Here is a 15,357-nt window from a genome sequence, read left to right as displayed (position 1 = left end):
TCGCGCGCCGACGCCCTGTGGACAACGCGGGGCGCCGCACGGGCGGCGCGCAGGCGGCCCGCGCCTTCCGTGCCGGACGACCGGCCGGGCGTCCCGCCAATATCATGTTGGTGGAAGAATCACGGGCCGAGGGAGCCCGGCCGGAGGACGGTCGGCATGGAGCTCGGTCCGGGGGACGGATCTGTGTACGGATTCACGCGGACGGTCGTGGCCGGTGCGGCCCTCGTCCTGCCGCTCGCCGCGGGCTGCGCGGCGGGCGGGGAGGGCCGGACGGAGGCGCGGCCCACCGTCAGCATGCCCTCGACGTCGCCGCCGCCGGCCGTCCCGCTGACCCCGAAGGTCGCGGAACGCGCGTTCCGTACCTATGTCACCGACGAGGACGTGGCACGCGCGGCGGGCGACGAGCGGCTGGCGCTGACCTGGACGTCGGACGGCCAGTCCCAGCTCACCGCGGCCGAGTTCCGCAAGGCGGCCTACGACGGCGACCCAGTGCGGCGGTTCGTGTACGGCGACCCCAAGCTGTACGTGCCGAAACTCAAGGACGACGGTTACCCGCAGTGGTTCGTGGCGTCCGTGGACCGCTCGGTCGCGGGGGAGTCCAAGAGCAAGCGCAAGGCGCTGATGGCGTTCGTCCTGCGCGGGCCGTCCGACTCGTGGAAGCTGACGCTCGCGACCCTTCTCCAGCCGAAGGCGAAGGAACCGAAGGTCGAGATCGACGACGCCGGGTACGCGACCGCGCTCGGCTCGGACGATCCGTCGGTGCTGATCCGTCCGCGTGATGTGGGCGGCATCCAGGCGACGATGGCGGCGGAGGGACCGGGGAGCGTCGCAGCCAAGGTGATGAAGTCCGGTGCCACCACGACGGGCTATTACCAGAAGGCCAAGCGGGCCAAGAAGGACGCCAAAAAACACGACCTCACGCTCCAGGTCGTCTACACCGCGACGCCGTTCCACTACTTCGGGCTGCGGACGGAGCACGGCGGCGGCCTCATCATCTACTCCCTGTTCCGCACCAGCTCCCTTGTCGCGAAGGAGCCGTCCACCGCGAAGCCGGAGATCCCGGAAGAGGCGGAGCACCTGCTCGACGGCACCGTCGAGGGCAACGAGGTCGACACTACGGCGACCCTCCATTTCGCCGCCTACGACCCGCCCCGGGCGAAGAAGGGCAAGACCCAGGCCAAGGCGCACCTGGTGGCCGACGACGGGGCGATCTCCAAGGCCGCCACCCCGCCGATCAAAAAGCCCTAGCGGCCCCTGGCCTAGCCGTAGACGCGCTGCAGGACGAGCGCGACGAAGAACAGTGCGACAAGCCCGGCCAGGACGACCGACGGCGGCACCGAGGGGCCGTGCCGGTGCAGCTCCGACCGGGCCTCGCGGCAGGTGGGGCAGCGTCCGTCGACCACCGGGTTCGAGCACCGAGCGCAGATCAGATGTTCGCAGCTCATGTCGTGGCCCCAATCTCCGAGAACGGCATGCGGGTCCGTGCGCGAAACGTCCACCCTCCGGGTGTACGTCCACCCATTAGGTATCTTTCGCCATCATCCAGCGTAGCCGGACTGTATGGTCGTTCCGGCAAGTCCGGGAGCTAGACGGTACGAAACGGCCGGACGTCGGGAGACGGGTTCGCATGGCACTGATCGGACGGCACGCACCGCACGCTCGCGGTGCCCGTTCGGTGTACCCGGCCCCGGCCCTCCGCGAACCGGACGACGAATGTTCACCGATCGGACGCCTCGCCGCCGCTGGGAGGCCGTACCACTCCGAGTGGGACGAGCCAGTTGACTCACCCCTCTACACTGCTCCAAGGCTCAGCGTCCCACCTGGTCGCGGAGCCGGGCGGCGCAGAACGCGAGGCGCGGACGAGTCCGCGACCGAGCGCCGGGCCGCTCCCCAACCCCTAGACTGAACCGCCGTGATGCAGCCGTGATCCATTTCGACAACGTCACCAAGGTCTACCCGAGCCAGAACCGGCCCGCTCTGCAGCATGTGAACGTCGCCATCGAAAAGGGCGAGTTCCTGTTCCTGGTGGGTCCGTCCGGCTCGGGGAAGTCGACCTTCCTGCGCCTCATCCTCAAAGAGGAGCGTCCTTCCCAGGGTCACGTGCACGTGGCCGGCAAGGACCTGAGCAGGCTGAGCAACTGGAAGGTGCCGCACCTGCGCCGCAGGATCGGCTGCGTCTTCCAGGACTTCCGCCTTCTCCCCAACAAGAACGTCTTCGAGAACGTCGCTTTCGCCCTAGAGGTGATCGGCAAGCCGCGGCGCTTCATCGGCAAGGTCGTCCCCGAGGTCATCGACCTCGTCGGCCTGGAGGGCAAGGCCCACCGGATGCCGGACGAGCTGTCCGGCGGCGAGCAGCAGCGCGTCGCCATCGCGCGGGCGTTCGTCAACCGGCCGATGATCCTGCTGGCGGACGAGCCGACGGGGAACATCGACCCCGCCACCTCGATCGGCATCATGAAGGTGCTGGACCGCATCAACCGGACCGGCACCACCGTCGTCATGGCCACCCACGACGCCGCGATCGTCGACGCGTTCCGCAAGCGCGTCGTCGAGCTGGAGGACGGCCGGGTCGTCCGCGACCAGTCGCGCGGCGTGTACGGACAGGCGTACTAACCGCGTACCAGACCATCTGAACCATCGATTCCTGCCGGGTCGTACGAAACCCCGAGGCCCAGAGGCAGGACCCCCGCATCGGGCCGCGCCCGGGCCGCTTTCAGGCCGCGCTCCGGCCGTGTTCCGGAGCGGACGGCCCAGGCTTCCGGCGGGACACAGGCGATCAAGGACAGCGAGGCATGCGCGTACAGTTCGTTCTCCAGGAGATCTGGATCGGTCTCCGCCGGAACATGACGATGACGATCTCCCTCGTCATCACCGTCGCCATCGCCATGGCGCTCTTCGGCACAGGGATGCTCCTGCGCGAACAGGTCCGCGCGTCCAAGAGCTACTGGTACGACAAGATCGAGGTCTCGATCTTCCTGTGCGCGAAGACCAGCTCCAATCCGAGCTGCCAGAAGCAGGACGTCTCCGACCAGCAGCGGCAGGCGCTCCAGTCGCAGCTGAAGGGGATGCCGCAGGTCTCCGGCGTCCAGTACGAGAGCAAGCAGCAGGCATACACCCGCTTCAAGGACCGCTTCTCCGGCTCGCCCGGCTTCGTCGAGAGCACCCGCGAAGGCGACATCCCCGACTCGTTCCGGGTGAAGCTCAAGAACCCGGAGGAGTACAAGGCGGTCGCGCAGGCGGTGCTCGGCCGTCCCGGCGTGGACACGGTGATCAACGAGCAGGAGATCCTCAAGCGGTTCTTCCGGATCCTGAACGGCCTCCAGGTCGCCGCGCTGATGATCGCGCTGATCCAGGTGGTGGCCGCGGTGATGCTGGTCGGCAACACCGTCCGGCTGTCGGCGTTCAACCGGCGCCGGGAGACGGGCATCATGCGGCTGGTCGGCGCCTCCAACACCTATATCCAGATGCCGTTCATCCTGGAGGGCGCGATCGCGGGCCTGATCGGAGGGCTGTTCGCCTCCATCTTGCTTGTGTTCAGCAAGACACTGCTGATCGACAGACTGGCGGGCGACGTCCAGCTCGTCAGCCAGCTCGGCTGGAGCACGGTGATAGCCGTCATGATCGTGTCGATCTGCTTCGGAGTCCTGCTCTGTGCCCTCTCGTCGTTCCTGACGCTCCGGAGATATCTGCGAATCTGACGCGATGACCGGATCCGGCGGGACCGCCGGGTCCGGTGTGCCCCGTGCCGCCCTAGACTTGCCGCATGTTCCGGCCCCTTGTCGGCGGGCCCGTCGTGACCTACGAGCCGCGCGGTGATCGTAGGATCGCGTACATACGAGAAGGGCTTCGACCGGCCACCCAGGGAGGCCGAGCGCCGCGCCCGGACGGTGCTGCGCGGCCTGCACGCGACGGACAAGGACTGACGAAGTGGCACGGGACACCGGGCGCAAGAAGGACACGTCGAACAAGCTGATCGCCCAGAACAAGCGGGCCCGCTACGACTACCACATCGACGACACGTGGGAGGCGGGCATGGTGCTGATGGGCACCGAGGTCAAGGCGCTGCGCGCGGGCCGCGCGTCCCTCGTCGACGGCTTCGCCCATGTGCGGGACGGCGAGATCTGGCTGGAGAACGTCCACATCCCCGAGTACACCCAGGGGACCTGGACGAACCACGCGCCGCGCCGCCGCCGCAAGCTCCTCCTGCACAAGCGCGAGATCCAGAAGATCATCACCAAGTCGGAGGAACCGGGCTGGACGCTGATCCCGCTCTCGCTGTACTTCAAGGACGGCAAGGCCAAGGTCGAGATCGGCCTGGCCCGTGGTAAGAAGTCGTACGACAAGCGTCAGGCCATCGCAAAGCGGGAGGCCGATCGCGAGATGCAGAAGGCTGCGGCGGCCCGGTTCAGGAGACGGTGAAGGGTGTCGATGAGCAAGCGCGGCCGGAGGCGGGCTCCGGCGGGGACGCGGACGCCGGCCTGGAGGCGCGGCCGCCGGGCGGTCGCGCTCGCGGGGTGCGGCGCCCTCGTCGCGACGATGACCACCGGGTGCTGGGCGGAGCCGTCCGCGATGCCCGCCGTCCGCGACTTCCTGATCGCCTGGCAGGTCGGCAACTACCACGCCGCCGCCGGGCGGACCGTCGGCCTCGACCGCGACCAGGTGCAGGACGCGCTGAGCCGCGTCCGGCAGCAGCTCGACGCGGCGTCCCTGCGGCTGTCCCTCGGCACCGAGGTGCCGGGCAGCGAGGTCGACCAGATCGTCAAGAAGGGCGACGAGGCCGACGCGCGCTTCACCGTGAAGATCGACCTCGGTGAGAACGGCCAGCCGTGGGAGTACCCGGGGCTGATGCACCTGAAGCGTGTCGGCGGCAAGTGGAAGATCGTGTGGAGCCCGTCCATCATCCACACGAAGCTGCGGCAGGGGCAGCGGCTCGCGGTGGTGACCAAGGTGCCGAAGCGCGCCCAGATCACCGACACGCAGGGCCGGTCCGTGCTGCGGGTGACCGGCGCGTACATGGTCGGCGTGTACCCCGGCCAGCTCGCCGACCCGAAGCGCACCATCGACCTGCTCACCAAGCAGACCAAGATCGACGGGGGCCGGCGGCTGGACGCCGAGCGCCTCCTCGGCCGCGTCCGGTCCGCCCCGCCGCAGGAGTTCCTGCCGCTGCTGACCCTCCAGGTCCCCGCGCACTGGGGGCTGATCCAGCGGCTCGGCAACGTGCCGGGGCTCCAGTTCAAGGGCATCCAGGCGCCGATCGCGCCCGGCTACGCGCCCGAGCTGGTCGGCGGCCTCGGCCCCGCGACCGCCGACCGCCTCCAGCAGGTCGGCGCCCCCTACCAGCCGGGCGACACGATCGGCGTCAGCGGCATCCAGCTCCTCCAGCAGCGCCGCCTGGCGGGCACCCCGACCGTCCAGGTCGTCGCGCAGGACGAGAGCGGCAAGAACACCGAGGAGCTGCGCTCCTGGGAGGGCCAGAAGCCGCAGGCGGTGCAGACGACCCTCGACCCGGCCTTCCAGGCGCGCGCCGACAACGCCCTCAGCAAGCTGCCCTATCCGGCGTCGCTGGTGGAGGTCCGGCCGAGCACCGGCGAGGTGCGGGCCGTGTCCAACCACGGGACGAACGGCCGCAACCTCGCGTTCGAGGGCCGCTACCCGCCCGGACTGGCGTTCGGCATCGTGTCGACCGAGGCGCTGTTCTCCCAGGCGGGGATGAAGGCGTCCACGGAGACGACCTGCCCCGGCACCGTCACCATCGGCGACAAGACGTTCACCAACAGGACCCTTCCCAAGGCCACCCTGGCCGACCACTTCGCCGCGTCCTGCAAGACCGCCCTCGCCCAGCTCGGCTCCAGACTGGACGCGCAGACCCTCGTCAAGGAGGCGTCGCAGTTCGGCCTCGGCAAGGACTACGGGCTCAGTGTCCCCGCCTTCACCGGCTCCGTGCCGGCCCCGGCCAACGACGGCGAGAAGGCCGCGATGATGGTCGGGGAGGGGAACGTCCGGGTGAGCCCGCTCGCGATGGCCCTGGTCGCGGGCGCGGCGCAGAGCGGCACCTGGCGGCCGCCGTACGTGCTGAAGGACATCCAGCAGACCGTCCAGCCGCCGCAGGCGCAGAGCCTCCAGGCAGAGCCGATCGCTGGCCTCAAGAAGGTCCTCGACCAGACGGCGAAGCGCGGGAACGCGCGGCCCGCCCGCGTGTCCGGCGACGTCGTCGGCGTGGCCGCGCTCGCCACCTACGAGGAGGGCGGACGCACGAAGACGGTCTCCTGGTTCGTCGGCTCCGCCGGAGACCGCGCCTTCGCGCTCGCCGTCGAGGGCCGCGTCCCCACCGCCCAGATCGCCGCGCTCTTCCTGCGCGGCGTTCCGCGCACCGCCCGAACCACAGGCTGACCAGGCCGCGCCGCGAGTTTGTCAGCTCTTTACGCCCTGGGGGCAACCATCCCGTCACCCCCGTGCGTCTTTCCAGGTGACTGAGGTTCCGCTTGGGGGGTTGCGGACTCAGTCGCCGTGATGAGACCAGAGCCTCGTCTCGGGGGAGGCTCTGCCGTCCGGACCGGCCCGACCCTGCCGGTCGACCCCGGTGGGCGCGCCACGCGCACGCCCACCGGGGCTCACGGTGCCCCTCGGCCGGGGAATTACGTTGCCGGTTACCGCGTTATCCTTGTAACGTCGTCTAGCGGACGTCCTCGGGCGCCCGTTTTGACAACTCAACATGGGGGTGACCGGCTTCGACTTCGGTCGTTCGAGCCAGGGGAAGCGGGTCGAGGGTTGCTGTCGTGACCTCGTAAATCCTGTGACAGCAAACCAATAACTGCCAACAAGAAGCAGTCTGAGTTCGCCCTCGCCGCCTGAGCGAGGAGCGAACTCTGTCAGCCCGGTAGCGTCTCCGAACCGGGGTCTGGCATCGTAAGGAGACTCCACCTACCAGCCCGGTCGCGGGGCAGGTAGGAACAACAAACAGCGACTGAGCCCGTCGGCGACACGCCTGCGTGAGCGCCGGGACTGAGAAAACGCCAAGCAGGCTGCACCCGGAGAAGCCCTGACCCATCACCGAAGGACGCGGGTTCGATTCCCGCCACCTCCACCACATGAGAAGCCGCTGGTCAGAACACATCTGGCCAGCGGCTCTTGTGTTGCGCATCCACTTTAAGCCCACTTTATGGCGGCGCCTTGCCGAGGATCTCGGCCGCCTCGGCCGATGCAACGTTGCGTCCCATGTACACGTCCTGGGTCATGCTGGGCTTGGCGTGGCCGAGGTGGTCGGCGATCGCGCGGGCGCTGAGCCCGGCGTCATCGAGCCGGGTCGCCACGGTCTTGCGGAAGGTATGCGTGGTCACCCAGTCGAACGCCGCCTCGTCCAGGCGGGCGAGCACCCTGGTCATGTCGCGGTTGGCGTTGCTCGGGTCCCGGACGCCCCCGAACAGGCCGGGAAACACCAGGCCGACCTCCCGCGCAGGTCTCTGGGACTCCTGGCCGTCCTCGTCGATGACCGTGATCGACCGGTCGTCGTCCGGCCGCGCCATCGCGATCCGGCGGCGGCACAGCTCCACCAGATGAGGCGGCAGCGCGATCACTCGCCAGCCCGCCTCGGTTTTGGCGTGGAGTTGCAGGCATGCGCCCCTGCCTTTCAGGCGGACGACCGTCCCGCAGACCTCGACGACACCGGCCTCCAAGTCGACGACGTCGGCCCGGATCGCGAGCGCCTCGCCGATGCGCATTCCGGTGCCGTCGAGGAACTCCACCAAGTCCGGGAGATCGCGCTCTCGTGCCTCTTCATCGGCCCCGACCTTGGCCAGCAGCGAATCCTGCTCCTCGACGGTGAGCGCCCGCGGCTTGGCCTTGCGACCCTTGGAGACCTTGGCGACGTCCCGGACCGGGTTGGTGTCGAGAGCGCCGTGCCGGACGGCCATCGCGAGCATCAGCGACAGCACGTTCTTGGTAGTCCGCGCAGCGCCGGGGCCGTGGCTCTCGCGCACCGCCTTGATGAACCTGTCGCACTTCGGCACGGTCAACTCGCGCATCTGCAACCCGCCCAGGGATTTGACGATGCGCGTCATCGTCCGCTCGTATATCTCGCGTGTCTGGGCGGTCAGGGTCCCTGACTCCTCAATCTCCGCCCACCACTGCGGTGCCGCCTGCCGCAGGCGCGTGTCCGCCGTGATCTCGCCGTTGGTCGGCGGCCCGGCCCGATCGCGGATCGCCTCCTTCAAACGCCGCTCGGCCTCGGCCTGGGTGGCGCCGTACCGGGAGATCTCGCGAACCTCTCCGTCCTGATCCCGATACTTCGCGCGGGCGCGCACACGGCGCGGACCGACCCTTTGGAAGCGTGCCTTCCCAGGCGTGCCGACCGGCAGGGGCGGCCGTCCCATGGTCTACTTCCCCTTCCCGCGCGGGCGGGACTCTGGCTTCTCGTTCTCCAGGGTGCGGACCTCGACGAGTTCCTCCTCGATCGAGGACAGCACCTCAGCATCCCGCTTCAACATCTCCTTGTGGCTCTCGATGCGCCCGAGCACCTTCTGGCGGCGGGCCTCAAGGACGAGGAGCCGTTCGTGGACTTCGGCGCCGATGTCGGCCTCATCGAGCAGGGTGGACAGGGCCACTCCGAAGATCCGGGCCAGCGAGGCTGCTTCGTTCACCCGGATCGGGCGTGTCGCGGCCTCGGTCTTGGCCACGGTGGTCTGCCGCCAGGAATGCCCCTTGTCGACCATGTGGCGCGCCACCGCCTCCTGGGACATTTCGCTGGCCATCCGGATCTTGCGGAGCGCACGGGCGAGTATCTGTTCGGACGTCAGTCCGGGCCCGTTCACTGCCGCTGACCGAGGTTCATCCTCCATGGGGATGAAGTGTACATCTCTATCTGGGTTGACTCCAGAGGGTTGGAAGATCATGCTGGTAACAGGTGGGGCGGCCGGTCGCCGAATGCTTGGTTGACCGAGGTGTCCTACAAGGGGGTTGCGTGAGCGTGGGCAAGGCGAGAAAGAGGGTGGCCCTGCAGCCGAGCGAGGCCCGGTCTTCCCCTGAGGGGCCGACGAGAGTCGATCGCAGTAGTGACCGTCTGGTGCCGTTCGCTGAGGCGGCCGAGATCACGACGCTGTCACCCGCCACGTTGCGCTGGCTGCGTCACCGTGGCGAGGGGCCTCCCTTCTTCAGACTTCATCGACGTCTCGTGGTCTGGGAATCGGAGCTGTACGACTGGATCGCCGAGCAAGCTGCCAAGGAGTAGGCGGCTGCGTTTGGCCGTCCTGAGCTACCCATGAACCGCTTTAGGAGAGCGGTGACCTGCATGGGGCCGGGTTGGGTGCAGGTTGGTCCGGCCTGGTCAGGTTGGGTTTCGCGGCTGACCTTCCGTGGTCTGGTTGAGTCGGTTGAGGCGCCGTTTGTGCCAGCGGCGTGCCAGCACGGCACGGCTCTCACCTGCCGCTGACCAGGGGCCGGGCGCCCGCGTGGGACTGGCGAGTGAGCGTCCCGCTTCCTCTCGTCGGGCCCCGGACGTGGCGGCAAGGTCACTCGTCCGGGGCCTTCGCGCGATTCGGTTGCCGCAGGTGCCGCAGCCATCATCTGGCTGCTCAACCTGCTCGCTCACCACCTCTGAGGGTCCCGCCAGCGCGCCGCTCCGTTCGGGAACAAGGACACGCGGCTGGGAACCTGACCGGGGGACACGAACGGCGGGCGGAAGGAGCGTCTTAGCCAGGGCCGCTCCCGATTGGTTGTGATGCCTGGACCTCAAGCTGAACTGGCCGCTAGGCCCAGGGTCCCTCGATTTTCCCGGCGGCGGTTAGGCCGAAGCGGAGGAGCCGTTCGGTGCCGTCGGGGTCTCCGACCTGCTCCCGCAGCTTCGCCAGGTACGACAGCGCGCTGGTGTCCCCGGCGTCGGCGGCCTGCCGGTAGAACTGTTCAGCGCCCTGGTGGTCGCTGGCCCGGTCCCGCAGCCGAGCCACATGCAGCAGCGCGTCGGTTTGCCCGGCGTTGCTGGCCTGCCGGTAGAGCTGTTCGGCGCTGTGTAGGTCACCGGCCCCCCTCGCGCAGCCGGGCCAGGCTGGTCAACGTGTCGGGGCGTCCGGCGTCGGCCGGGCATCTCATGGTGTTACTTCGGGTTGACCGAGTACACCATCGCTTTTCAGATCACAACGCCTGAGCGCTGTACTGACCTGCAAAAATCCAGGTCGCCCACGAGCGAGAAGCCGATAAGCGGATTGTGTTCTCCGGCAGCCTAGGGCCTGTTTTGTGGATCTGGATCTTTGGGTTGTGGCTTGATGGTGGCCATGGTGCGGAGACATGAGTTGACCGATGCTGCCTGGGCGCGGATTGAGCCGTTGTTGCCGGTCAGCGCCGGTCCGGGGGGCCGGTGGCGGGACCACCGGCAGGTGATCAACGGGATCTTATGGAAGATCCGTACCGGCGCCGACTGGCGGGACGTGCCCGAACGGTACGGCCCTTGGCAGACCCTGTATCAGCGGTTCCGCCGCTGGAGCGCGGATGGGACCTGGGACCGGCTGCTGGCGCACGTCCAGGTGCACGATGATGCGATCGGGGTGGTGGACTGGTCGGCGGTGTGCGTGGACTCCACCATCGTGCGTGCCCACCAGCACGCCGCTGGCGCCCGTAAAAAGGGGAACACCCGGGGACGAAACCGGCGTCATCGGCGACCCTGACCGCCGGACAGGCGCTGGGGCGGTCCCGCGGCGGGTTGACCAGCAAGATCCACCTGGCCTGTGATGGGCGCGGTCTGCCGCTGGCGTTCACGGTGGCCGCCGGCAACGTCAACGACTGCACCCGCCTGATCGAGGTCGTCCAGGCCATCGTGGTCCGGCGCCCCGGGCCGGGCCGTCCGCGGACCCGGCCGGGGCACCTGATCGCTGACAAGGGCTATTCCACCGGCATCATCCGCGGCTATCTGCGACGGCGACGCATCCCGCACACCATCCCCGAACGCAGCGACCAACTGGCCCAACGGGCCCGGCGGGGGCATCGCCGCTGCGGATTCGACCGTGACCGCTACCGGCGCCGCAACGTGGTCGAACGCTGCTTCAACCAGCTCAAACGCTTCCGCGGCCTGGCCACCCGCTATGACAAACTCGCCACGCACTACCGCGCCGTCGTCACCATCGCCAGCCTCGTCCTCTGGCTCAACCACGATCCACAAAACAGGCCCTGGCCCAGGAGGCCGCGTCGAGCACGGCTTGGTTGATCATGTTCGATGGCGTTGCCTCGAAGGTACGTTGTGTGGTCCGTGAATCTGGGGGTTGAGCTCCTCAAGACCTATGCTGGTTCGGCGCCCATCACCCGTGCCTCCGGCAAGTTATCGTCCACTACCCAGAATCGGAAAGGATCGCTTGGGTGAATGCGTGTATGCATGGTGGCGTGACGACGCCAGCCCAGGCGATGGACTTCGATGAGGTCGCGCTGGGCCAGTCAAAGGCTGGAGGCCGGACAACGCCACAGCTTCGGAACCTCTAGCGCTCAGACGATCCCCAAGGGGTTCTGAAGTGGGTATGAGACACTTTGTGATGTTTCACCGTCTTTGCTCTAGAGATCAACCTGTCACAACATGTAATAACTGCACTTGAAGTGCCGTGGCGCCCGCCCTCAGCGACGGGCGAGGATCGCAACTTAGCGTCACGAGGTATGAGCCTCCCCATCGGCATCGAGGTGGCGCCCGCCCTCAGCGACGGGCGAGGATCGCAACCAGAAGATGGCCGCCGCCGGACGCAAGAAATAACCGGTGGCGCCCGCCCTCAGCGACGGGCGAGGATCGCAACGCCGTGATGGGCGCGGCCTACCCGCTCGCGCCCGCCCGGGTGGCGCCCGCCCTCAGCGACGGGCGAGGATCGCAACTTGCCGTTGCCGCGCTGCCAGTTCGCGACCTCGGCGTGGCGCCCGCCCTCAGCGACGGGCGAGGATCGCAACGCGTTTGGCAGCGATGACGTGGCCGGTGGTCTCGGGTGGCGCCCGCCCTCAGCGACGGGCGAGGATCGCAACCGACTGAGCGGTCCATGCGCTCGGCGGCCTGTGCCGCGGGTGGCGCCCGCCCTCAGCGACGGGCGAGGATCGCAACCTCGTCTTGCAGGAGATGGCCTGACGCCGCACCTTCCGGTGGCGCCCGCCCTCAGCGACGGGCGAGGATCGCAACCGACTGAGCGGTCCATGCGCTCGGCGGCCTGTGCCGCGGGTGGCGCCCGCCCTCAGCGACGGGCGAGGATCGCAACCGGGTGACCGTGTCGTACATCCGCCGCAGTTCCGGCGTGGCGCCCGCCCTCAGCGACGGGCGAGGATCGCAACGCCTTCGGGCTCAAAGTAGGCGTCGCTCTTGGCGTCGGTGGCGCCCGCCCTCAGCGACGGGCGAGGATCGCAACGGCTGGATGTCTGGTATCCGCAGCGCGGCACGGAGTGGCGCCCGCCCTCAGCGACGGGCGAGGATCGCAACGTCCGCGGGCCGCGCGGCCGGGCCGAGGCTCCTCGTCGTGGCGCCCGCCCTCAGCGACGGGCGAGGATCGCAACCACCACATCGACCGGCCGCGCAGCTCGGGGTGGTCGTGGCGCCCGCCCTCAGCGACGGGCGAGGATCGCAACTCGTGGTGGCACAGCTGCACGCCGTCCGGCGCGGTGGTGGCGCCCGCCCTCAGCGACGGGCGAGGATCGCAACGACGTCCTGCGTCGCGACATGGCGGCCGTGCAGGCCGGTGGCGCCCGCCCTCAGCGACGGGCGAGGATCGCAACAACGAGCTGCTCCTGCGCAACCCGCAGAAGCTCAGTGGCGCCCGCCCTCAGCGACGGGCGAGGATCGCAACACGAAGTTCGCGGCGTCCCTGGCCCAGATGGCCGTGGCGCCCGCCCTCAGCGACGGGCGAGGATCGCAACACCCTGCCGATCAGCCGGACGATCATCAGGGGGCGGGTGGCGCCCGCCCTCAGCGACGGGCGAGGATCGCAACGCGCTGTCCGCGCGGACCCCGCGCCCCCTTGTCGGGGTGGCGCCCGCCCTCAGCGACGGGCGAGGATCGCAACACCCTGCCGATCAGCCGGACGATCATCAGGGGGCGGGTGGGCGCCCGCCCTCAGCGACGGGCGAGGATCGCAACGCGCTGTCCGCGCGGACCCTTGTCGGGGTGGCGCCCGCCCTCAGCGACGGGCGAGGATCGCAACATCTCCTCCAGGCCGCCCTCGTACCCGCTGGGGGTCACGTGGCGCCCGCCCTCAGCGACGGGCGAGGATCGCAACAGGAAGGCGTACGTGCGTGCCTGCGCCGGGAATCGAAGGTGGCGCCCGCCCTCAGCGACGGGCGAGGATCGCAACAGGAAGGCGTACGTGCGTGCCTGCGCCGGGAATCGAAGGTGGCGCCCGCCCTCAGCGACGGGCGAGGATCGCAACACGTCGCAGGTCTTCAGGAGCGCGCGGATCTCGGCGTGGCGCCCGCCCTCAGCGACGGGCGAGGATCGCAACACGTCGCAGGTCTTCAGGAGCGCGCGGATCTCGGCGTGGCGCCCGCCCTCAGCGACGGGCGAGGATCGCAACGACCTGCTGACCTGGACGGACACGACGTGGTGCACGTGGCGCCCGCCCTCAGCGACGGGCGAGGATCGCAACGAGAATGCCGCCTACATCGAATACGCGGACGGGACGGCGTGGCGCCCGCCCTCAGCGACGGGCGAGGATCGCAACCCTGCAGCGGCGCGGGCCGGGCGGTCGCTGCAGCGCTGGTGGCGCCCGCCCTCAGCGACGGGCGAGGATCGCAACGCTCGAAGTGTTTGGTCACGGCAGGTACCCCGCGGTGGCGCCCGCCCTCAGCGACGGGCGAGGATCGCAACGTCGAGACAGTCCCGGATACGGTCCCGGTCGGTGTGTGGCGCCCGCCCTCAGCGACGGGCGAGGATCGCAACGCCTCGTCCGGCTCCGGGGACAGCAACGTCCAGATGTGTGGCGCCCGCCCTCAGCGACGGGCGAGGATCGCAACTCCACTACGCAGGCGGGAATTCTTTTCATCGACCGGTGGCGCCCGCCCTCAGCGACGGGCGAGGATCGCAACTCCACGACCGTCACGCGGACCGTCATGCACGTCCAGTGGCGCCCGCCCTCAGCGACGGGCGAGGATCGCAACGCGGCAAGGGCACGTATGTGCTCGCCCCGGATCACGAGTGGCGCCCGCCCTCAGCGACGGGCGAGGATCGCAACGTCTGGTGCCAGCCGGTCGCCGCGGCGAGCTGCACGCCGTGGCGCCCGCCCTCAGCGACGGGCGAGGATCGCAACCTCTTCCTGCGCGGCAGATCCGAGCGGACCCAGGAGGTGGCGCCCGCCCTCAGCGACGGGCGAGGATCGCAACAAAATGCGGATCACGGCCGTGAAGTGGATCCGGCGTGGCGCCCGCCCTCAGCGACGGGCGAGGATCGCAACGGGATGATGTCCCTGCTCTCCCCCTGGCTGTGGGCGAGTGGCGCCCGCCCTCAGCGACGGGCGAGGATCGCAACCGCAACAACGAGTCGGGCCTGCGCCGGTTCCTGTCCCGGTGGCGCCCGCCCTCAGCGACGGGCGAGGATCGCAACCCGCTGGCGCGTGCGGTGCAGCGCCGCGGTGACGGGGTGGCGCCCGCCCTCAGCGACGGGCGAGGATCGCAACCCGTTCGACGTCACCGTAGGCGGCGAGGTCATCACCGTCGTGGCGCCCGCCCTCAGCGACGGGCGAGGATCGCAACCGGTGAGCGTTCCGGCCGTCGCGAGCGTCCCCGTCCGGTGGCGCCCGCCCTCAGCGACGGGCGAGGATCGCAACAGGTTGACGACGCCCTCGACTGGACGCGCGGCAAGGTGGCGCCCGCCCTCAGCGACGGGCGAGGATCGCAACTTGCTGTCCCGCGCGCCGGGCGCGGGAAGTCTCAAAGTGGCGCCCGCCCTCAGCGACGGGCGAGGATCGCAACCTCAACTGGCGCGACCGCATGGCCGAGATCGCACCCGTGGCGCCCGCCCTCAGCGACGGGCGAGGATCGCAACGACCTGCTCGTCAAGGGCGCGCAGTCCGGCGCCAAGTGGCGCCCGCCCTCAGCGACGGGCGAGGATCGCAACTTGATCGGCCGCTGGCCGGGGACCTTGCCCGCGGGTGGCGCCCGCCCTCAGCGACGGGCGAGGATCGCAACTCCCTCGCGCTCGCTTCGGACACCGGCTGGCTGCCCGGTGGCGCCCGCCCTCAGCGACGGGCGAGGATCGCAACTTCACCAGGTCGTCCGGCGCCGTGGTGAAGTCGGGGGTGGCGCCCGCCCTCAGCGACGGGCGAGGATCGCAACTTGTCCGTGGCCGCGGCGCGGCGCGGGGTCTTCGTGTGTGGCGCCCGCCCTCAGCGACGGGCGAGGATCGCAACTTGTCCGTGGCCGCGG

At 69.5% G+C, this 15,357-nt stretch carries 10 protein-coding genes, 1 other RNA gene, 1 pseudogene and 1 CRISPR repeat array; of the genes and pseudogenes, 8 read left to right on the top strand and 4 right to left on the bottom strand.

The annotated features are described in order from the left end of the window. Positions 1 to 156 precede the first annotated feature (156 nt). A complete protein-coding gene (locus FXF65_RS33845) occupies positions 157 to 1,248 on the top strand; it encodes a DUF8094 domain-containing protein (protein ID WP_148354159.1) in 1,092 nt (363 codons plus the stop codon). Between the two features lie 11 nt (positions 1,249 to 1,259). Here FXF65_RS33845 and FXF65_RS33840 read toward each other — a convergent pair whose 3' ends face one another. Then, positions 1,260 to 1,445 (bottom strand): hypothetical protein, encoded by a 186-nt coding sequence (locus FXF65_RS33840; RefSeq protein ID WP_148354158.1) that lies wholly within the window; start codon positions 1,443 to 1,445, stop codon positions 1,260 to 1,262. A 478-nt stretch (positions 1,446 to 1,923) separates the two neighbouring features. Between FXF65_RS33840 and ftsE the strand changes: the two genes are divergently transcribed. The 5 genes from ftsE to ssrA all read left to right on the top strand — a co-directional run bounded on the left by ftsE (position 1,924) and on the right by ssrA (position 7,087). After that, on the top strand, positions 1,924 to 2,613 hold the full coding sequence (ftsE, locus tag FXF65_RS33835; protein ID WP_021597771.1) for a cell division ATP-binding protein FtsE: 690 nt from the start codon (positions 1,924 to 1,926) through the stop codon (positions 2,611 to 2,613). A gap of 179 nt (positions 2,614 to 2,792) precedes the next feature. Next, positions 2,793 to 3,698, top strand: a complete 906-nt coding sequence (gene ftsX, locus FXF65_RS33830) for a permease-like cell division protein FtsX (RefSeq protein WP_148354157.1) — start codon at positions 2,793 to 2,795, stop codon at positions 3,696 to 3,698. Positions 3,699 to 3,927: 229 nt separating this feature from the next. Next, a complete protein-coding gene (smpB, locus tag FXF65_RS33825) occupies positions 3,928 to 4,419 on the top strand; it encodes an SsrA-binding protein SmpB (protein WP_148354156.1) in 492 nt (163 codons plus the stop codon). A 9-nt stretch (positions 4,420 to 4,428) separates the two neighbouring features. Further along, positions 4,429 to 6,390 carry a penicillin-binding transpeptidase domain-containing protein gene (locus tag FXF65_RS33820; RefSeq protein WP_148354155.1) on the top strand — a complete coding sequence of 654 codons (1,962 nt, stop codon included), beginning with the start codon at positions 4,429 to 4,431 and terminating at the stop codon, positions 6,388 to 6,390. Between the two features lie 324 nt (positions 6,391 to 6,714). Continuing rightward, positions 6,715 to 7,087, top strand: a transfer-messenger RNA (tmRNA) gene (gene ssrA / locus FXF65_RS33815). A gap of 70 nt (positions 7,088 to 7,157) precedes the next feature. On the opposite strand, the gene FXF65_RS33810 is transcribed toward ssrA, so the two are convergent. Together FXF65_RS33810 and FXF65_RS33805 are read right to left on the bottom strand one after the other, a co-directional pair. Further along, positions 7,158 to 8,369 (bottom strand): site-specific integrase, encoded by a 1,212-nt coding sequence (locus FXF65_RS33810; protein ID WP_148354154.1) that lies wholly within the window; start codon positions 8,367 to 8,369, stop codon positions 7,158 to 7,160. Positions 8,370 to 8,372: 3 nt separating this feature from the next. After that, complete coding sequence (locus FXF65_RS33805) at positions 8,373 to 8,834, bottom strand: helix-turn-helix domain-containing protein (protein ID WP_148354153.1); 462 nt, start codon at positions 8,832 to 8,834, stop codon at positions 8,373 to 8,375. Positions 8,835 to 8,956: 122 nt separating this feature from the next. Here FXF65_RS33805 and FXF65_RS44890 point away from each other — a divergent pair, with 122 nt between their 5' ends. After that, the gene (locus FXF65_RS44890) at positions 8,957 to 9,223 is read left to right on the top strand and encodes a helix-turn-helix transcriptional regulator (protein WP_222868875.1); all 267 of its coding nucleotides are present in this window, start codon (positions 8,957 to 8,959) and stop codon (positions 9,221 to 9,223) included. A gap of 517 nt (positions 9,224 to 9,740) precedes the next feature. Here FXF65_RS44890 and FXF65_RS33795 read toward each other — a convergent pair. Then, the gene (locus FXF65_RS33795; RefSeq protein WP_148354152.1) at positions 9,741 to 9,938 is read right to left on the bottom strand and encodes a hypothetical protein; all 198 of its coding nucleotides are present in this window, start codon (positions 9,936 to 9,938) and stop codon (positions 9,741 to 9,743) included. A 324-nt stretch (positions 9,939 to 10,262) separates the two neighbouring features. On the opposite strand from FXF65_RS33795, the pseudogene FXF65_RS33790 reads away from it, so the two are divergent. After that, positions 10,263 to 11,188 (top strand): annotated as a pseudogene (locus FXF65_RS33790) (IS5 family transposase). Between the two features lie 385 nt (positions 11,189 to 11,573). After that, positions 11,574 to 15,341: direct repeats of the CRISPR family, unit length 37 nt; unit sequence GTGGCGCCCGCCCTCAGCGACGGGCGAGGATCGCAAC. Positions 15,342 to 15,357 lie beyond the last annotated feature (16 nt).

The sequence above is a fragment of the Actinomadura syzygii genome (assembly GCF_008085905.1).
GTDB classification, from domain to species: domain Bacteria; phylum Actinomycetota; class Actinomycetes; order Streptosporangiales; family Streptosporangiaceae; genus Spirillospora; species Spirillospora syzygii.
This window is presented reverse-complemented; position numbering and strand designations above follow the sequence as displayed.